At 70.0% G+C, this 18079-nt stretch carries 14 protein-coding genes; 6 read left to right on the top strand and 8 right to left on the bottom strand.

Annotated elements, in window-relative coordinates; genetic code table 11:
* The first annotated feature begins 329 nt into the window (after positions 1-329).
* Complete coding sequence (locus tag BUE43_RS13065; protein ID WP_073482838.1) at positions 330-2111, top strand: non-ribosomal peptide synthetase; 1782 nt, start codon at positions 330-332, stop codon at positions 2109-2111.
* A gap of 17 nt (positions 2112-2128) precedes the next feature.
* Here BUE43_RS13065 and BUE43_RS13060 read toward each other — a convergent pair whose 3' ends face one another.
* From BUE43_RS13060 to BUE43_RS13045, 4 genes are all read right to left on the bottom strand, one after another.
* Positions 2129-5380: a condensation domain-containing protein gene (locus BUE43_RS13060; RefSeq protein WP_073482836.1), complete on the bottom strand. Its 3252-nt coding sequence runs from the start codon at positions 5378-5380 to the stop codon at positions 2129-2131.
* Between the two features lie 280 nt (positions 5381-5660).
* The gene (locus BUE43_RS13055) at positions 5661-7013 is read right to left on the bottom strand and encodes an MFS transporter (protein ID WP_073482834.1); all 1353 of its coding nucleotides are present in this window, start codon (positions 7011-7013) and stop codon (positions 5661-5663) included.
* Between the two features lie 102 nt (positions 7014-7115).
* Positions 7116-7796 (bottom strand): nitroreductase, encoded by a 681-nt coding sequence (locus BUE43_RS13050; RefSeq protein WP_073482832.1) that lies wholly within the window; start codon positions 7794-7796, stop codon positions 7116-7118.
* A gap of 20 nt (positions 7797-7816) precedes the next feature.
* Entirely contained in the window at positions 7817-8395 is a 579-nt protein-coding gene (locus tag BUE43_RS13045; protein WP_073482830.1) for a TetR/AcrR family transcriptional regulator, read from the bottom strand.
* A 182-nt stretch (positions 8396-8577) separates the two neighbouring features.
* On the opposite strand from BUE43_RS13045, the gene BUE43_RS13040 reads away from it, so the two are divergent.
* Positions 8578-9411, top strand: coding sequence for an SDR family oxidoreductase (locus tag BUE43_RS13040; RefSeq protein ID WP_073482828.1), 834 nt, complete (start codon positions 8578-8580; stop codon positions 9409-9411).
* Between the two features lie 90 nt (positions 9412-9501).
* Here the strand turns inward: BUE43_RS13040 and BUE43_RS13035 are convergent, their stop codons facing one another.
* A complete protein-coding gene (locus tag BUE43_RS13035) occupies positions 9502-10302 on the bottom strand; it encodes an SDR family oxidoreductase (protein WP_073482826.1) in 801 nt (266 codons plus the stop codon).
* A gap of 343 nt (positions 10303-10645) precedes the next feature.
* Here BUE43_RS13035 and BUE43_RS13030 point away from each other — a divergent pair, with 343 nt between their 5' ends.
* From BUE43_RS13030 to BUE43_RS13015, 4 genes are read left to right on the top strand one after another with little or no spacing between them, the layout of a single operon-like run.
* Entirely contained in the window at positions 10646-11887 is a 1242-nt protein-coding gene (locus tag BUE43_RS13030; protein ID WP_073482825.1) for a type III PLP-dependent enzyme domain-containing protein, read from the top strand.
* Complete coding sequence (locus BUE43_RS13025; protein ID WP_073482823.1) at positions 11874-13211, top strand: DUF3326 domain-containing protein; 1338 nt, start codon at positions 11874-11876, stop codon at positions 13209-13211. The genes BUE43_RS13030 and BUE43_RS13025 overlap by 14 nt, the downstream gene beginning before the upstream one ends.
* Before the next feature lie 2 nt (positions 13212-13213).
* Positions 13214-14521, top strand: a complete 1308-nt coding sequence (locus BUE43_RS13020; RefSeq protein ID WP_073482821.1) for an FAD-dependent oxidoreductase — start codon at positions 13214-13216, stop codon at positions 14519-14521.
* The gene (locus tag BUE43_RS13015) at positions 14518-14922 is read left to right on the top strand and encodes a VOC family protein (protein ID WP_083959641.1); all 405 of its coding nucleotides are present in this window, start codon (positions 14518-14520) and stop codon (positions 14920-14922) included. The genes BUE43_RS13020 and BUE43_RS13015 overlap by 4 nt, the downstream gene beginning before the upstream one ends.
* A gap of 51 nt (positions 14923-14973) precedes the next feature.
* Here the strand turns inward: BUE43_RS13015 and BUE43_RS13010 are convergent, their stop codons facing one another.
* The 3 genes from BUE43_RS13010 to BUE43_RS13000 all read right to left on the bottom strand — a co-directional run bounded on the left by BUE43_RS13010 (position 14974) and on the right by BUE43_RS13000 (position 17730).
* A complete protein-coding gene (locus BUE43_RS13010; RefSeq protein ID WP_073482818.1) occupies positions 14974-15567 on the bottom strand; it encodes a GNAT family N-acetyltransferase in 594 nt (197 codons plus the stop codon).
* Positions 15568-15649: 82 nt separating this feature from the next.
* Complete coding sequence (locus BUE43_RS13005) at positions 15650-16576, bottom strand: RNA polymerase sigma-70 factor (RefSeq protein WP_073482816.1); 927 nt, start codon at positions 16574-16576, stop codon at positions 15650-15652.
* Positions 16573-17730 (bottom strand): NAD(P)/FAD-dependent oxidoreductase, encoded by a 1158-nt coding sequence (locus BUE43_RS13000; protein ID WP_200797497.1) that lies wholly within the window; start codon positions 17728-17730, stop codon positions 16573-16575. Before BUE43_RS13000 ends, BUE43_RS13005 begins: the two co-directional genes overlap by 4 nt.
* Positions 17731-18079: the final 349 nt, after the last annotated feature.

Below are 18079 nucleotides of genomic sequence, written 5' to 3'. Positions count from 1 at the left end.
GGCCGGCCGAGCTCCTTTCCCCGGTTGTGAACCCCCGGCACAGCACGGATTTCCCCGCCGCCGGTGTTTCCGGAGCGAGGATCGGCCACTTCGGGGAAACCGGGGTGTGCTCGCTGGCGCGCCGCCGCGGGCTCAGGAGCTCGTCACCCCCGGCGACCTCGGCGACCTCGGCGGCGGCCGGCCCTCCCCGGGGTCCGGGAAAAGGAGAATCAGTTCTGTCCCCAAACTTTCCACGGTGAGTTCCGTGCTGATATTGACCATTGAACCGCCGCCGCCCGCGTGCCCCGCAAGGCCCTTGAACGACGTGGTGACGGCGGTATGGTCGCGAAATGAGCGAACGGTGTCTGCACGAGGTGTTCCAGTCACAGGTGGCGGCCCGACCGGAGGCGCTCGCGTTGGTGTGCGGCGACCGGGCGATGACCTACCAACAGCTCGACCAGGTCACCAACCAGCTCGCGCGCAAACTCCGTCAGCTCGGCGCCGACCGGGGAACGTTCGTCGCGATCTTCTGTGAGCGCTCCGAACTCCCGGTCGTCGCGGTGTTGGCCTGCCACAAGGCCGGCGCGGCGTACGTGCCCGTGGACACCGACCTGCCCGAGGACCGGGTCAGGCACGTCGCCGACGAACTGGACGTCGTGGTGTGCGTGACCGAGGCGGCCGTGGCCGGGAAGGCCGAACGCGTCTTCCCCCGCACAGCGGCACGGCTCGCGCTGGACCAGGAGTGGGCGTCCGTCCGTTCGCTTCCGGATTCTTCGCTCCGCCACGAGGAATCGGACGTCGACCCGAGCGATCTGGCCTACGTCATCTACACCTCCGGCAGCACCGGCCGCCCCAAGGGCGTGCTGACCGAACACCGCCACGTCACGAGATTTGTGGCTTCCTTCAACGAAGTGTGCGGCACCGGCCCCGACGACCGCGTCTACCAGGGCTTCCCGTTGAGCTTCGACGGCTCGGTCGAGGAGATCTGGATGGCCTTCTCCAACGGGTCAGCGCTCGTCGTGCCCGGCCGCGGCGCGCCACGCCTCGGCGGCGATCTGGCGCGTCACCTCGCGGAGTTGGGGATCACCTACTTCTCGACGGTGCCGACGCTGCTGGCCACCCTGGTCGAGGACGTCCCCACTCTGCGAACCCTTGTGGTCAGCGGAGAACCGTGCCCACCGGAGTTGGTCAACCGGTGGGCGCGGCCGGGACGCCGGTTGCTCAACGTCTACGGCCCGACCGAGACGACCGTCAACGCCACCGCCAGCGAGTGCGTTCCGGGCCAACCGGTGTCGATCGGCAGACCGCTGCCGGGATACCAGGTGCGCGTCGTCGGCGAGGACCTGTGCCCGGTGCCGCCCGGCGCGGCCGGGGAGTTGTTGATCAGCGGTGACACGCTGGCCCGCGGCTACGTGAGCCACCCCGACCTCACCGACTCCCGGTTCGTCGTCCTCGCCGACGAGCAGCGGAAACCCGTGCGGTGCTACCGAACCGGCGACCTGGGCCGGTGGACCGAGTCCGGAGACCTGGAGTTCCTCGGGCGGATCGACAGCCAGGTCAAGATCCGGGGCTACCGCGTCGAGTTGACCGAGATCGAGTCGGTGCTCCTGGAGCACCCGGCGGTGAGCGCGGCCTGCGTCCGGCTGGTGGACCACGACGGTCTCCAGGCGCTCGCCGCGTACGTCGTGCCCGCCCGGCCGGGGCGGTCGCCGAACCGCAACGAGATCCTGGACCTGGTGGAGCGCAAGCTACCGGCCTACATGGTGCCCGGCTACCTCGACGTCGTGTGGGAGTTGCCGCGCACCACCAGCGGCAAGGCCGACCGGGACCGGCTGCCCGACCCGTCGGCCCCGCTGGTCCGGGAGTCGCGCACCGTCGTGCCACCCCGCACTGATCTCGAACGCACGATCGCCCACGTCTGGTCCGAGGTGCTCGGGATCGCCGAAGTCTCGGTCGAGGACGACTTCTTCACCGTTCTCGGCGGGCACTCACTCGTCGCGGCACGTCTGGCCGGCGCCCTGGGGCACATGACCCAACACCCAGTGTCCGTGCGGGACATCTACCGGTTCCCGACAGTCCGCCGCCTCGCGGCACATCTGGACCCCGCGGCGCCCCCGGAGAACCAGGCATAGGCGCCACGGCCGGGCTGTCACGGGGAAGCCTCGGCCTCGGTCAGGACAGTGTGGACGGTTCGCGGCGGGCGGCCACCGGCGGAGTGTTCGATCAACTCCGCCAGCTCGGCCAGGCGCGGTGCGGCGAGAAACGCGCTCACTGAGACGTCGATCCCCCACTCGCGCTCGATGGCGTCCACCAGGCGCACGGCGTCGATGACCCGACCACCAGCCCGGAAGAAGTGCTCGTCACGGCGGGGCGTTTCCTTGCCCCCCAGCACTGAGGCCCACAGCGGCGCGAGTGCCCGTTCGGTTTCCGTCCTCGGCGGCTCGGTCCCGATCGGCAACCGCAACGCTTCGGTGGGCGAGGGCAGCGTCCCCGGAGCCACGCGCGCGCGGGCGAGGTCGTCCGGTGGCAGCCAGGCCAGAACAGTCGGCAGGTGGTGTGGTGGCAGTCGGTGGCGGGCGTGCTCCCACACCTCGCCCTCGGTGGGCTTCCGGCTTCCCGTGAGCCAGGCGACGAGAGTGGGTGTGGGCAGGCCGAAGGAGTTCGGCCAGTCCTGGACCGTGGCCAGCGCTTCCGTGACGCCGTCGCACTCCGCCAACGTCTGCTCGATCAGCTCCACGTCGAGCAACCGACCGCCGAACGCGACGTGTCCCGGGACAGGCGCGGCCAGTTCGAGAGTTCCCTGGTTGGTACGCAGCACGCGGACGTCCCCTCGGTGCCGCCGGCCGCCGGTTCCGGTGGGGTCCGGCACGAACCGGTCCGCCGTCGCCCCCGGTTCGCCCAGGTAGCCCGAGGCCACAGCCGGAGCGGTCAATTCTCCCGGCACGCCGACAGCACACGGATTTCCACGACTGTCCACAAGAGACACACGACGGCCACTGACGACCTGTCCCAGAGTGCCCACCCCGCGTTCCAGGGCGGCGGGCTCGTCGAGGCGAGCGGAAGTGAGGGTGGTCCCCACCTCCGGCCATCCGTGCCGACCTCGGACCAGGAAGCCCGCGTCGGCGAGTCCGGCCACCAACCGGGCAGGGACGGGCGCGGGACCACACCAGGCCTCCGTCCCGGACGCCCGAATGCCCGTCGCCAGCAGCCGCCGCCACTGGTCAGCGGTCGCCACGGCGACGTCGATCTGTGCGGGGTCCGGCTGGCCACTGGGGACGACGACGGTCGCGCCGGACACCAGAGCCAGGGCGACATCTGCGGCCCGATCCTCCGTCGCGGCGACGCGGATTCCCACCCCGAGCCCCGCCGTGTCGGCAAACGCCGCCGCGTCGGCGAGAAGAGCACGGTGAGGTGTCATGACCAGGCGTGCCTTCTCAGTCGCTGGTCGAAGGGCCGCGAGAAGTTCCGGATGTGCCGGCGGCACGACCTGTCGACGCGGAGCACTGCCGAGGCGATCCAGATCGAGGGTGTCCGCGTCGGGAACTCCCCACTTCGCGGTCACCTCGCCCCGCCCGATCGCCAGAGGAGACCCCAGGACCTCCACGACGTCACGGAACCGCTCGTCTGTCCACTGTGGACTACTACTGCCGATGGGCACGTGCCCCGCGAGCAGAACAGCGGTCGTGGCCACCACCTGGTCCAGCGGATCGGCGAGCGCCACCAGAACCGGCCGGCCCACTTCGGGCGACATGTCCGACAACCGGGAAGCCAGCGCCCCGGCCTGCCGCGCGAGCCCGGCGAACGTCAGGAACCGTTCCTCGTGCCGAACCGCGATCGCGTCCGGAGTGAGAGTCAGGCGTTCACGCAGTGCCTCAACGACCGTCCCCGCCGGCGACGAGGTGCTTTCCTCCTCGACGTCGGGCGTTTCGTCCTCCGGCAGCAGAATGTCCAAAGAGGACAGCCGAAGCCCGGGATCGGCCGTCACCTGGTCCAGGACCTTCCGGTATCGCTCGAACCACTGCTCCCCGGCGACCGGCTCGAAGAGCTCCTTGTTGAGGGTGAGGTCGACCTGGATTTCCCCCGCGCCGTAGTCGTAGACCTCGAAGACCAGGTCCGCGGTCCACGCGCACTCCTCGTCCTCGGGCGGCTCGGTCCCGAAGTTCTCCACCGCGACATCCGACCCGAGCTCCAGGACGGCAGGCGGCGTGTTGTGCACCGAGAAACCGACCTGCTCCAGCAGGTTCGGCCGCAGGGCGCGTTCGGGGTCCACCCCCTGGACCAGAAGCGGGAACGGCAACCGCTGGTGGTCGTGCGCGCGGAAGTACTCGATCCGGGTGCGCGCGAGCAGATCCTCGAAGGTGGGATCGCCGGAACAGTCTCCGACGACGATCAGGTAGTCGGAGAAGGCGCCGACGACGTTCTCCACCAGCCGCGACCGGCGGCCGGCAGACGACGAGTAGGTCACCGGGCGCTCTGCCGAGCAGTAACGCGCGAGCAGCGCGTGGAACGCCGCGAGCATCGTGACGTACAGGGTCGCGCCCTGCTCCCTCCCGAGTTGCCGCACCCGCTCGCTCAACTCGACGTCCAGGCTGTCACCAACGCAGAAACAGGTCAGGTGGCGACCAGTCGGCCGAGGATGATCCGTGGGCAACGCGAGTGCCGTGCGGCCATCGAGCCGTTCCCGCCAGCGCCGCAACTCCCGTTCGGCGCGTTCCGCGGTCCAGTGCGCCCGTTCCCGCGCCCCCACGTCGGCCGGCTGCGCCACCGGGGGCAGCTCGACAGGACGCCCCTGCGCGATGGCCTGGTAACTGGCCCGCAGATCGGAGGTGAGGACGGCCATGGACCACAGATCCGCGACCAGGTGCGGCACGCACAGCAACAGCCCGTGCTCCGCCGGGTCCAGCCGTAACAGGGCCACCCGCACCAGCGACGCCCCAGCCATGTCGAAGTGGTGGGTCGCGGCCTCCTCCTCGATCCGCCCCACCGCGGCCGACCGCGCTTCCGGGTCCAGACCGCTGAGATCGACCAGGGGCGCGGTGAGCGCTCCGGGCGGATCCACCACCTGAACGGCTTCGCCGTCCACGACGGGGAACCGCGTCCTCATGCTCTCGTGCCGATCGACCACCGCCCGCACCGCGAGGGACAACGCCACCGGGTGCAGCGACCCGACCAGCCGCGGCAGGGTGGGCTGGTGCCAGTCCTCGCCGGCGGCCTCCCTGGCGAACACCCACTCGGACTCCTGCGTGAGCGAGAGCGGCAGAGGACGATCCCGGGGCAGCGCCAGCGGAACCGGGCGCTCCTCCCGCGCCGTCCCCTCACCCCGGACCCGCGACCACAGCCGTCTCCACCAGCGCGCGACCGGACCGAGCGACGTGTGGTGAGTGACCGCTGCTCGACGCATCCCCGCCTCTTCTCGTCGTGACCGTCGACCAGCACGCCCCGCGACCCGAGACACCTCACCTCGAAGTTTCCACCTCAACCGACCCTAACCACGGATCTCCGCCGATCTCAACCGCTCATCCGGGCCTCCCTCCCCTCCGCCCCGGGACTTCACCCGACGCAGGGGCCGTCCTGCTCGTTCTCCCCGTTCTTCCTGCGCGGCAACGGAAAGATCTCCGAAAGAGGAGGGCCGCTGTCCGTCCACTCCGCACCCCCGCGGCCGCCGAGGACAACGGAAACGATCAAGATCGCGTGGGGCGGGGTGGGAGGAGCAGCCCGGCGACGGGCAGTGCCAGTGCGGCGATCACCACCGTGGCCAGGTAGGCCGTGCCGAGGGATGACCGGGTCGGGTCGCTGCCGTGGACCCAGACCAGCAGGGCCAGTCCGACCGCGCCGCCGGTGTACTGCGCGGCCGTGATCATCGCGCTGCCGGTTCCCTCGGCCGCGCTGGGCAGGTCGCGGGTGCCCGCGACGAACATGCCGGTGAACGCCATTCCCTGGCCGATCCCGCTGACCAGGAGTCCGGGCAGCACGGCGGCCCAGTAGCCCTCGACGGAGGTTCCGTACGCGAGCATCGCCAGGCCCGCCGCGCCGAGGGCGAAGGCGACGCCGAGCAGGCGCCGCAGGGACCAGCGCCCGGCGAGCCGGCCGGCGAGCGCGTTGCCCGCGGCGATGGTCAGCGCCAGCGGCAGGAAGCCGATGCCGGCGGCCAGGACACCCATGCGCAGTTCGCGCTGGAGGAAGAGGGTCACCAGGTAGAACTCGGCGCCCATGCTGGCCATGTACAGCGCCGCGATCACGCAGGCCCCGCGCAGCGAGCCGATGCGCAACAGGTCCGCCGGGATCAACCGGTCCTCCCGCCGCCGCTGGACCAGCACGAAGAGCACAGCCAGAACGAGCACGGCGGCCAGCGATCCGACGACGACGCCGGTGTTCGGGCTCGGCGCGGCCAGCTCGGTGAAGGCCATGCTCAGCCCGCCCACCACAGCCGTCACCAGCGTCGCGCTCGGCAGGTCGACGCGACGGCCGGGCCGGGCCGCGCGACTGCGCAGCGCGGCGCCGGCCGTCGCCAGGACGCTGATCACCGCCACGGGGAGGTTGATCCAGAAGATCCAGGGCCACGACGCGACGGCCAACAACAGCCCGCCGACGACCACTCCCAGTGCGAGTCCCATCGCGCCGGTGGTGCCCCACACCGCCACGGCGCGGTCCCGTGCCCGGCCCGAGGGGTAGTTGGCGTGCAGCAACCCGAGCATGGCCGGGTTCAGCAACGCCGCGCCGACTCCCTGCGCCGCGCGGCACACCATCAACATCTCCGCGTTCGGCGCGAAGCCCGCGGCGACCGCCGCGCCGGTGAACACCGCCTGCGCGACGAGGAACACCCGTCCCGCGCCGAAGACGTCGACCAGACGCCCGCCGAGCAACAGGAATCCGGCGAAGAAGATGGCGTAGGCGCTGACGATCCACTGGAGCGTCACGGGGCTGAACGAGAGCTCACTGCCGATCGTGGGCAGCGCGACGTAGATGATGGAGAAGTCCAACGCCACCAACAACTGCGACAGGGCGAGGCCCGCGAGCAGTTGGGGTTTCCCCATATCTGTCCGTGCGTCGAGTCGCGTCACCACAGCCCCCCACCCCGATCAGCCTGCGAGAGACAACAGTAGGTCCTCGACGCGGCTGGTCGTAGGGTGCTGTGACTACGAGTGGAAGCGGGTGGTCTCGGCGAGGTCGGCGCGGGGAACGGTGATGGTGTTGACAGCGGCGGACGGGTCGGCGTAGCCGAAGGACACTCCGAACAGGAGCTTGCGGTCCCGGACGCCGAGCGTTTCGCGGACGGTGTCGGCGTAGAAGCTCAGCAGTCCCTGCGGGCAGCTCGCGATGCCGTAGGCGGTGAGGGCCAACAGCAAGGTCTGGCCGTACATGCCGAGATCGGACGCCATGCGTGCTTCGGCGTTCGGCGGAAGGAACAGGAGCGCGACGTGGGGCGCGCCGTAGAAGCGCAGGCTTTCGGCGTCGTAGGCGGCACGCGCTTCGTGGTCGTCGCGGCCGATGCCCAGAGCGCCGTACATCGCCGCGCCCGCGTCTCGGCGGCGCTGGGCGTAGGTGCCGCTGTAAAGGTCGTCCCGGTAAGGGAAATCCGTCGAGATGGCGCCTTCCGCGTGGGCGGCGAGCAGCGCTTCGCTGAGCCGGTCCCGGGTGGCGCCGCTGACGACCTCGACGTGCCAGGGCTGGGTGTTGGAGTTCGACGGTGCCGCGCCCGCCAGGGAGAACACCGCGCGCAGGGTCTCGTCGGGCACCGGGTCGGGCCGGAAGGCGCGGACAGCGCGGCGGTTCCGGATCAGGTAGTCGGCGTAGCCGGGCAAAGTGCTGGTGGACATGCGTTTCCTCGGTGTTGGGATCACTTGCGCAGGTAGGAGTCGACGAGGCGGTCGGCGGCGTCCACGAGGGACGCGGCGGACCAGTCCGGGGAGAAGATCTGTCCGGTGATGTGGGCGCCCTCGACCAGCATCTGGATCAGGTAGGCCAGGTTCTCCGGGTGCTCGACGGGCAGGGACGAGACCAGCTCGGTGAACAGGTCGAGGTACTCGCGCTTCAGCTCCTCGGCCGCTTCGCGCACCGGGTGCGCCCGGTCGGGGAACTCCACGACGGCGTTCGCCAGCGGGCAGCCGCGGTGGCCGGGGTCGGTGATCGCGGTGGCGACCTGCGCGAGCACGTGGCGCAGTTGGGCCCGCCCGTCGTCGGGAAACGCCGCCCGCGCGTCCGCCAGGATCTCCTTGGGAGAGACCGCCTTCTCGCGCAGGTAGGCGACGGCCAGCTCGTCCTTGGAGCCGAAGTTCCGGTAGATGCTCGGTTTTCCGACGCCCGAGCGCTCGGCGATCTCCGCCACCCCGCACGAGCGCACACCCTCCCGGTAGAACAGCTCCCGGGCGGTGTCCCAGACGCGCTGCCCGGCCGGGGTGCGGTCCCCTCCCGCCATCGCCCACCCTCCAAGATCATGAGTACCGATCGGTACACACGACCGTACCGACCGGTACGCGGCGCGTCAACCAGCCTCGCGGCCGCCACCACCGCACACGGCTCGACCTCACGTCTTGATCTACAGTGGACTGGAGGTCCTAGCGTTGCGGTGATCATCGTCCGACGACGGGAGACAACACCGTGATCCTCGTGACCGGCGCGACCGGGAACATCGGAAGCGCCCTGCTGACCGAGCTGCGGGACAGTGCCGCCACACCGGTGCGGGCTCTGACCCGTCACGTCGCCAGCGCCTCGTTCCCCGCCGGGGTCGAGGCCGTGGAGGGCGATCTCTCCCAGGCGGCCTCGCTGGAGCCCGCGCTGGACGGGGCGCGCTCCCTGTTCCTGTTGTCCGGCATGGGCGCGGAGGCGGAGATCCTCGAAGCTGCCCGCCAGGCGGGTGTGGAGCACGTGGTGCTCGTGTCGTCCATCACCGTCCGGACTCACCCGCACCTCCCGGAGGCGGGCGCGAACCGGGCCGTCGAGCGCCTTCTCCAGGACAGCGGCATGGCCTGGACCGTCCTGCGGCCGACGCAGTTCGCCTCGAACACCCTGTGGTGGGCGGATTCCGTCCGCGAGCACCGCGCCGTTCGCCTGCCCTATCCCGACATCGGGCTTCCGGCGATCCACCCGGCGGACATCGCGTCGGTCGCCCGCGTCGCGCTGACCGAACCGGGCCACCGGCAGCGGACGTACGCCCTCACCGGGCCAGAACGCATCACGCCGAGGCAGCAGGTCAAGGCCATCTCCACCGCACTGGGGCACGACGTGTCCGTCCACGAGATCAGCCGCGAGGAAGCCCACCGGCAGATGGCTCCCCTGATGGGAGAGCAGACCGCGCACGCGGTGCTCGACCTGATGGGCGGGGACGTCAACGAGGAGCTCCTCAAGGTGCGTGACACGGTCACGGAGGTCACCGGCGCGCCGGCCAGAACCTTCCAGCAGTGGGCGACGGAGAACGTCTCCGCCTTCCGCTGACGATCTCCGATCCTGCTTGGACAACCGTCCCTCCGACGCTGGAGGATCTCCGGCGCCGTCCTGGACCTCGGGCCCCCGACAGGTCGTCCGCTAACCCACGTGATCGCTGTCCTCTGAGGTCGTCTTCTGGGCGGTGCCCGCCGCGAGGCAGCCGCCGACCCCTCCGTCAACCAGCAACTCGGCGCCGGTGGTGTAGGTCGCGTCGAAGGCCAGGAAGAGGGCGGACACCGCGACCTCCTCCGCGGTGCCCAACCTTCCGAGAGGGGTTGTCTCGACGCCTTCCCGCTCCAGCCTCGCCTGGAGCTCGTCGGAAAGCTGATCGCCCTTCACCGTCGACTTGATGTAGCCGGGCGCCACGCAGTTCACCCGGATCCGTCTCGGGAGGAGCTCCGCCGCGAACGCTTTCGCGAATCCCCACACGGCTTCCTTGCTTCCCGAATAGACACTGCTGTTGGAGTAGCCCAGGCTGTGGGTCACGGTGGTGAAGACGACCGCGCCGCCGTCCCGCACGAGCGGGACCAGACGTTGCACCGTGAAATAGGCGCCTTTGGTATTGGCGTCGAAGTGGCGGTCATAGCTCACTTCTGTCACCTGTTCCATCGGCTTCCAGGACTCAAAGACGCCGTGGTTGACGAGGACAGCGTCAATCTGTCCGAACGTACGGTGCACGAACGCCGCGAGCGCGTCGATGTCGTTCATGTTCGCCGCGTCCGACCGCACCACGTGAACCGCCGGAGACGCCAGCGCGTCCCTGGCCGCGTCGAGACGTGCCTGGTTGCGCCCGGTGAGGACGACCTCCGCTCCACGAGCGAGCAGCAGTCGCGCGATGGCCAGGCCGATCGTGCCTGTCCCGCCGGTCACAACGGCCTTCTTCCCCGCGGCGGTGGTCATGGGCGCTCCTGGGAACACGTGGTTCAGGTTGGTGACGGTGGGTCACCAACAATGGTGGGCAGGTCGGGGAAACACCCGCGCCAACAGGGCGCTGTCTCCCGTTCGCATTGTCAGCCGGTCGTCTTCGGCTCGCGATGTCACCCGTCCTGTTGTCACCCTGGTGAGTGAGTGGTTCGGGTTGGAGCATCACCAGAACTGGGTAAGTCGAGGAACGCGGCTCGGTGAGCCAGGCATCCTGCACGTGGCTCGCCCCCAGCGGGAGGGCACAGAGCTCCACCACGGGGACGGCCGCCCCCGCCCCCACACGCCGGGGGGTGCGCACTGCCCCACAAAGGAATCGCTTATGTTCATGGTCGGCGCGAGTGACGAGCAGCGTTTCCAGGACATCCGGCTGTGCCTGGAACGGCAGGTCGTGCCGCGCCTCGACAGCATTCGCACTCCGGCGTTCCTTTACCTGGACGCGGTGCTCGAAGCGAACGTCGCGGAGTACCTCGACTTCCTCGGCCCGCTCGGGGTCGACCTGCTGTACTCGGTGAAACCCTGCACGCTCGACTTCGTACTCCGCGCACTCGCCCGTCACGTGGCCGGATTCGACGTCTGCACACTGCCGGAGGCCCGCCTCGTCCGCGAGTTCCTCGGTTCCACGCCGATGCCCGTCCACCTGACCGGACTCACCGTGTTCCCGGAGAACTGGGCCGAGATCGCCGCCGTGGCCGACTACGTCAACGTCAACTCGCTCTCCACGCTCAGCCGCGTCCAGGCCGTGCACGACAGGGGTTCTCCCCGACTCGGCCTTCGGGTCAACCCGAAGTTCTCCACTGCCAAGGACCTCCGGTACGACCCCGCGCGACCGGGCTCGAAGCTCGGCGTTCCCGCGCCCCACTTCGAACGATGGGTCGTCGAGGACGGCGGGCGGGGGATCTCCGGCCTGCACTTCCACATCGCCTGCGAGTCGTCGAGCCTCAAGGCTGTCGTGTCGAGCCTGGACTGGCTGGCGCGGGCGGCGGCACCACTGCTGCCCCGGCTGGAGTACGTCAACGTCGGAGGGGGCTGGCTGCGGCCGGGAGTGGTGGACGGGCGCGAGGACTTCGCCGAGATGGTGCACAAGGTCCGTGCTCTCGGTGTCTCCTCGATCCTCACCGAACCGGGCACGGGTGTGGCCCGGGACACCGGCGTCCTGGTGACCCGGGTTGTCGACGTGTTCGACGCCGGCGGCGTCGCGGTCGCGGTCATCGACAGCGCGGTGGGCCACGCGCCGGAGGTGTTCGAGTACGAGTGGGAACCGGAGATCTACGCGCCCGACAACGAACCGCTCCAGGAGTCCGGCTGGGAGTACGAGATCGCCGGGTGCTCCCCGTTGGCTGGCGACCGCTTCGGGCGCTACTCGTTCCGCAATCCGTTGGAGGTGGGGCAACCGCTGTTCTTCCTCCAGCTCGGCGCGTATGCCCAGGCCAGGTTGTCGTCCTTCGCGGGACTGCCCTGGCCGTCCGTCTACCGCCTGACCCGGTCCGGCGAGTTGCTGGCGGTGCAGGAGCCGAGCGACGCGGTCTACCTCAACCTCTGGAGAAGCCATGGGCAGCGTTGAACACCGTCTGGTCGACGTGGCCCGCCCACCACGAACCCTGACCTGGACGAGAGTGGCCCACCTGCTGGCTCCACATTCCACTGAGGACGAAGTCCCCCTTCGCCTGGTCCTCGTCGGAGCCGGGGACGGGCGGTTGCGGTTCGAGGTGTCCGTCCTCAAAGGACTGTCCGGGCACAGGCAGGCCTGGGGGTCGCTGTGGGAGTTCCGCCCCCGGCGCCGGCAACGCACCGACCGGTTCGTCGCCGTCCAGGTGGTCCCGACCGGGGTCCGCGCCGAGATCGGCGGGTTCTCCGGAGACGCCACTCCCGCCACCAACCTGCTCGCCAGCGTGTGCGACCACCTCCTGACCCACCCCAACTGCGTCACCGCCTCCGATCTGTACTGGGCCCGGGAGAACGTGCTGTACCTGGAGGGAAACCTGCTGAGCCGGTTTCTCACCGGCACGATCCACCTGCTGCCCCGGCGCACGCGCCGCCTCGGCCTCCTGGTCGACACGCCGCGCAGCGAGGACCTGCTCAACAACGTCCTCAACGCCGTCAACGCCGCGCGGGCGGTCGGCGGACTCGACCTGGGACCGGTGTGGGTGTGCGGAAAACCGCTGCGCGCGCACGTGTTCTACAGCGACTCCGGACGCGCCCTCGGGAACATCAGCAACCTCGCGGAGATCCTCGACCTGGCGTTGGAAGCGGCCCGGTCGGTGGACGCGCTCGCGATCACCAGTGAGATCGCCGTCGACCCGGGTCTTCGCGCCGACTACTACGCGGGCAAGGAGGTCCCCAACCCGTGGGGCGGCGTGGAGGCGCTGCTCACCCACGCCGTGACCACCGTGGCCGGCCTGCCCGCCGCACACGCGCCGATGCTCACGGTGTGGGAGAACACGCGGGTGGACGGCCCGGTGGACCCGCGCGACGCCGCCGAGGTCATCTCCATGACCTACCTCGTCTCGGTGCTGCGCGGGCTCGCCGCCGCTCCTCAGCCCATCGCGGCGGACGCCCCGGTGGTCCCCGGCGACATCCGGCTCACCGCCGAGGACGTCGGCGCGGTGGTGCTCCCCGCGACCGCCGTCGGCGGCATCCCCGCGTTCGCCGCGCTCGGTCAGCACATCCCCCTGGTTCTGGTGACCGAGAACGACACGATCAGCCAACTGCGGCCCGAGGACCTGGCCGCTGCCGGCGACCCGGAGGGGACGGAGATCTACGTGGTCGACAACTACCTGGAGGCCGCCGGTGTTCTGGTGGCGCTGCGCGAACGACTCAGCCTGGGAAGCCTCCGACGGCCGATCCCCGGCACCGAGCCGTTGCGACTGATCGGTGAGGGGACGTGACCATGCGGCGGGTGGCGGTGGTGGGCGGTGGCATCGCGGGAATCGCGGCGGCGTACCGGCTGTGTCGGGACAGCGACGTCACGGTGTTCGAGCGGGCGGCGGATCTCGGGGGCGAGGCACGCACCATTACGGTGGAGGAAGACGGTGCTCCGCTCCGGATCGACCTCGGCGTCTTCGCGTTCCAGGAAGCCCTCTACCCGACGTTCACCGCGTTCCTGGCCGAACTCGGTGTGGCCACCCGTGCCTACTGGGAGCGTCCCTGTTTCTTCGACGCGGACACCGGGGAAGCGTACGTCCCGGACGACTACAGCTTCGTCGACGGCGCGGTATCCGAGCAGATTCCCGGGAACGGGAGGGCGGAGTTCACGATCCTGCATGCCCAGGCTCATCGGTTCCGTGAGAACGGCGCGGCGGACCCGGCGCTGGCGGAGCCGGATGTGTCCCTGGGCGAGTACGTCGCCCGCACCGGCCTCGGCCCCGACTTCCGGCACAGTTGGGTGGTCCAGCTCGCCTCCGCGCAGTGGACCCTGCCTCCGTCCACAGTGCTGCGACTGCCGGCGCGCAGTGTCCTGCGCCTGATGACCGAGGACGGCCCGGGGTCGGCTGTTCTTCCCTGGCGTACCGTCGAATCCGGCACCAGCGGCTATCTCCGCCGAGCCCGTGCCGCACTGGAGGCCCGGGGGTGTCACATCCGCACGCGGGCCGCCGTCACCGGTGTGGCGGAACGACCCGACGGGGTGCGGGTCCGGACACAGGACAGCGTTGAGCACTTCGACCACGTGATCATCGCGGCGCACGCGGACGAGGCACTGTCCCTTGTGGAGCGACCCACAGCCCTCCAGCGCAAGCTCGCGTCTGTCCCGTACCAGCCCTGCACCATGCTCCTGCACCGAGATCCAGTGGTCATGGCGCCGGACCGCTCGCACTGGCGCACCTCCAACTTCGGTCGCACCAGGCGGTTCGGCGACCTCCGGACCTGGCACACCACCTACGTCAACCACACCCAGGGGCTGCGGGCGCGCCGGGACTACTTCCGCACACCCCACAGCCCCCTTCCCATCAGGGACGAGCTGGTGGTGGCCGAGACGCTCTTCCGCCATCCCGTCTTCACCGTGGAAGCACTCCGCCTCCAGGACGAGATCACGGCGCTCAACACCGAGGGCCGTGTTCGCTTCGCCGGAGCCTACGTCCAGACAGCGCCCCTCGGCCCGGACGGGCTCGGCCTGCACGAGGCCGCCTTCGCGTCCGGGGTGGCGGCGGCGGAAACCCTCCTCGTCCACGACGAACCCGTTCCGGAGGTTCCGAGATGAACTTCGCCAAGCCGATGCCCATGATCTACACCGACGACATCCAGCGCGTCGCCGACTTCTACGTCGAGTTCTTCCAGTTCCGGCCGGCATACCGGTGGCCGCCGGCTCCCGACCCGGCGGAGCTGGTCCAACTGCTCCACAACGGGTCCCAGGTGTGGCTGTCCCTGCCGAACGAGCCCCTGCACGGCCGTCGTCCCGTCACCTCCGGCAAACAGGAGGTCTCGTTCGTGCTGTGCCTGGAGACCGACGACGTCGACAGCGTTGTCGATCGGCTCCGGTCGAGTGGGTTGACCATCCTCTATGGACCGGAGGACCACCCCTCCGGAGAGCGCATCGCCTACGTCGCCGATCCGGACGGGCGACCGGTGATGCTCTACGGCGAGATCGACAAGTCCGCCTGACGACGAGACGAGACGCGGGTCAGTCCGCGGTCGCCACCGCTGTGATCGCGGTCAGAGGTGGGGCAGGTGCATCAGGTAGGCGGTGCAGTGGCACTGTGGGCCACAGTGGAGGCAGCGCGACCCCTCGGCCTCCAACGAGGTTGGCGTCCAGTACTCGGGGAGAACGCCAACGACGGTGAAGCCGGCCGCGACGAGCAACGGCAAACTGCTGGAGGTCGGCGAGGACAGCCAGTGCAGCGTGTAGACGGCCGTGCATCCCCTGTCGCGCAACCAATCCAGCATGACGTCCCGCAAGCGGCCGCCAATACCTCGTCGGCGGTGGGAGGGGTGGACAGCCTCGTTTCCCAGCCAGCCGAGGCGGTCACCGTCCTTTCGCGCAGGCAGCGTGCCAGGGGGCAGGGTGGACACCAGTTGCTGATAGCGCTCGGTGTCCAGCACCCGAACTTCGGCGACACCCAGCACCGCGCCGTCCTTCGCCGAACAGGCGGCGAAGGCGGCGAAGGCGGGATCAGCCAGGTCGTGGAGCATCTGGCTCCGCGTCACTGGTCCCAGCCCCGTCCCCAGACACATGTCGGACAAAGCCATCATCCGCTCGACCGTGTCCGTGTCGGACGCCTGCACAGGGCGGATCACGTACTCGCTCATGCCTCGGGGATTGCACCGCCGCACAACGCCGCAACAGCATTCGGGTCCTGTCACCCAGAGAGGGCACTGTTCTGATGACCGGTCAGATGTGGTGGATCGTCCTCGCGGCGACAGCGCGCAGCTTGTCCGGGTTGGCGACGTTGTGGATGGCGGCGACGCGGCCGGTGTCGTCGAGGTCCAGGGTGAGGGTGGCGATCACCCGTCCCGCACCGCTGAACACGATGCCCACGCCACCGTTGAGGTCAACCAGATCAACGGCCATGTCGGCGGGATCGACGCCCTCGTAGGAGCGGGAGCCGATCGCGGCGAACCAGGCGGCCACGCGCTCCGCGCCGGTGACCGGGCGCAGGGCCTGGCGGACCTTGCCGCCGCCGTCCGTCCACAGTGTCACGTCGGGAGCGAGCAACTGCATCAGGGTGTTGATGTCACCACCAGTAGTAGCGGCGAAGAACCGCTCGGTGACATCGCGTTGCCGTGCGCGGTCGGCGTGGAAACGCGGTCGCCGGGCCTGCACGTGCTCACGGGCACGGTGCGCGGCCTGACGCACGGACGCCTCGGAGCGCTCCACAGCGTCGGCGATCTCGCCGTAGCTGAAGCCGAACGCCTCCTTGAGCACGAACACCGCGCGCTCCAGCGGGCTCAGCGTTTCCAGCACCACCAACAAGGCCATCGACACCGAGTCCGCGGCGGCCACGTCCTCGGCGGTGTCCGCACTGGTGAGGATGGGCTCGGGAAGCCAGGGACCGACGTAGGTCTCGCGCCGGCTCCGAGCCGACCGCAGGCGGTCCATGGCCACATTGGACACGATCCGCACCAGGTACGCCTTGGGGTCGGCCACCTGCGAACGGTCGGCCGAGGACCACTTCACCCAGGCGTCCTGCACCGCGTCCTCGGCGTCGGCCGCCGAGCCGAGAATGCGATAGGCCACCGAGAACAACAGGTTCCGGTGCTCCCCGAACACCTGGACCAGGTGTTCGGGGAGCACCTGGTCCGTGCCGGCGTCGGTCATCGGGTGAACCGCCCGCCGCGGGGCCAGATCGAGCCCGAGCTGGGGAACTTCGTCATCCGGCCGTAGGTCGGCCACGGTGCGGCGGTCACGGTCTCCTTGTACCAGACGGCCCGGCGTCCAGTGAGGACCCAACCCCGGGGGCTGTTGTCCGGCTTGGTGAACTGGACCACAGCGTCGTGCCGGCCCAGGCTCACCGGCGTGTGGTAGTAGCCGAACCGGAACGGCTTGGGCTGCTTCCCCTTCATCTGGCGCACGATCGACATCGCGGCGTGCACGCCTGTGGGCATGCCGCTCTGGCAGGTGCCGTGCATGACACCGTAGTTCTGCCGGATCGCGGCGGCGTCGCCGATGGCGTAGACCTCCGGGTGCGAGACCGACCGCAGCGCGGCGTCGGTGATGATGCGGCCGCGGTCGTCGACGTCCAGCCCCGCCGCGGCGGCGAGCGGTGACACGCGCACCCCGCTGGTCCACAGCACCGCGTCGGCGGCGACGGTCTCCCCGCCCGCGAGTTCCACGAAGTCCGGCAGCACCTTGATGATCTCGGCGCCGGCGCGCACCCGCACCCCCAGCCGCTCCAGCGCGGCGTGCAGGTATGCCTTGGCCTTCGGCCCCATCGCCGCCCCGGGTTCCTCTCGGCCGATCAACACGACCGCCAACTCCGGGTGCTGCTCGGCGATCTCGGCGGCCGCCTCCACTCCGGTCAGGCCGCTGCCGCACACGGCCACCGTTCCGCTGCCCAGCCCGGTCAACCGCTGCGCCAACAGTTGGGCGTCGTGCGCGCTGTCGAAGGTGTAGGCGTGATCATCGACGCCGGGGACGCTGGCGGTGTCGGCCATGCCGCCCAGCGCGTAGACCAGCGTGTCGTACTCCAGCACCTGTTCGTCGTCGACGCGGACGGTGCGCGCGGTGGCGTCGATGCCCGTGACCCAGCCGCGGACGAACTCCACTCCGGTGCCCTCCAGCAGCTCCGGGACGCGCAGGTCGGCCACCTGCTGCCCGGCGGCGATCTGGTGCAGCCGCAGCCGCTCGGTGAACCGCTCGGTCGCGTTGACGACGGTGACGCGCACGTCCTCGCGCCGCTTGGTGCGCCCCGCGAGGTTCACCGCCGCCGCCATGCCCGCGTACCCCGCCCCGAGAATCACGATCCTGTGCACTGCCGTTGTCCCTTCTCGCATCCAGTGACGACCCCCAGACGGGTCGCGGGAAACCCAACGTGACATCCAGTGACGCGGGTCACAGAAGCGGGGTCGCGGGGCGCGAAAGCCGCTGGTCGAGGTCGTCCAGGGGTTGCCGGGCCGACAAGGCGGGCACCGAGGAGGGGCCGCCGGACGCGGAGTGAGCGGCAGGACACGAACGAGGTACCTCCGTGGGAGGACTCCCCCGGGCACTGCGGGCTGTGGCGGCCGGCCCGCCCGCCCGCTGTCCCTCATTCATGCTTCACCGAGTGTGGTGAACCCCGGCGTCCTTCGTTGCCAGCGGGTCCCGCCGGTCCCAAGACTCGGT

It is taken from the genome of Streptoalloteichus hindustanus (assembly GCF_900129375.1).
Lineage (GTDB): Bacteria > Actinomycetota > Actinomycetes > Mycobacteriales > Pseudonocardiaceae > Streptoalloteichus > Streptoalloteichus hindustanus.
This window is presented reverse-complemented; position numbering and strand designations above follow the sequence as displayed.

Coding starts and splice junctions, on each gene's coding strand:
- BUE43_RS13065 (WP_073482838.1), top strand. CDS start 330: ATGAGCGAACGGTGTCTGCACGAGGTGTTCCAGTCACAGGTGGCGGCC.
- BUE43_RS13060 (WP_073482836.1), bottom strand. CDS start 5,380: ATGCGTCGAGCAGCGGTCACTCACCACACGTCGCTCGGTCCGGTCGCG.
- BUE43_RS13055 (WP_073482834.1), bottom strand. CDS start 7,013: ATGGGGAAACCCCAACTGCTCGCGGGCCTCGCCCTGTCGCAGTTGTTG.
- BUE43_RS13050 (WP_073482832.1), bottom strand. CDS start 7,796: ATGTCCACCAGCACTTTGCCCGGCTACGCCGACTACCTGATCCGGAAC.
- BUE43_RS13045 (WP_073482830.1), bottom strand. CDS start 8,395: ATGGCGGGAGGGGACCGCACCCCGGCCGGGCAGCGCGTCTGGGACACC.
- BUE43_RS13035 (WP_073482826.1), bottom strand. CDS start 10,302: ATGACCACCGCCGCGGGGAAGAAGGCCGTTGTGACCGGCGGGACAGGC.
- BUE43_RS13030 (WP_073482825.1), top strand. CDS start 10,646: ATGTTCATGGTCGGCGCGAGTGACGAGCAGCGTTTCCAGGACATCCGG.
- BUE43_RS13025 (WP_073482823.1), top strand. CDS start 11,874: ATGGGCAGCGTTGAACACCGTCTGGTCGACGTGGCCCGCCCACCACGA.
- BUE43_RS13020 (WP_073482821.1), top strand. CDS start 13,214: ATGCGGCGGGTGGCGGTGGTGGGCGGTGGCATCGCGGGAATCGCGGCG.
- BUE43_RS13015 (WP_083959641.1), top strand. CDS start 14,518: ATGAACTTCGCCAAGCCGATGCCCATGATCTACACCGACGACATCCAG.
- BUE43_RS13010 (WP_073482818.1), bottom strand. CDS start 15,567: ATGAGCGAGTACGTGATCCGCCCTGTGCAGGCGTCCGACACGGACACG.
- BUE43_RS13005 (WP_073482816.1), bottom strand. CDS start 16,576: ATGACCGACGCCGGCACGGACCAGGTGCTCCCCGAACACCTGGTCCAG.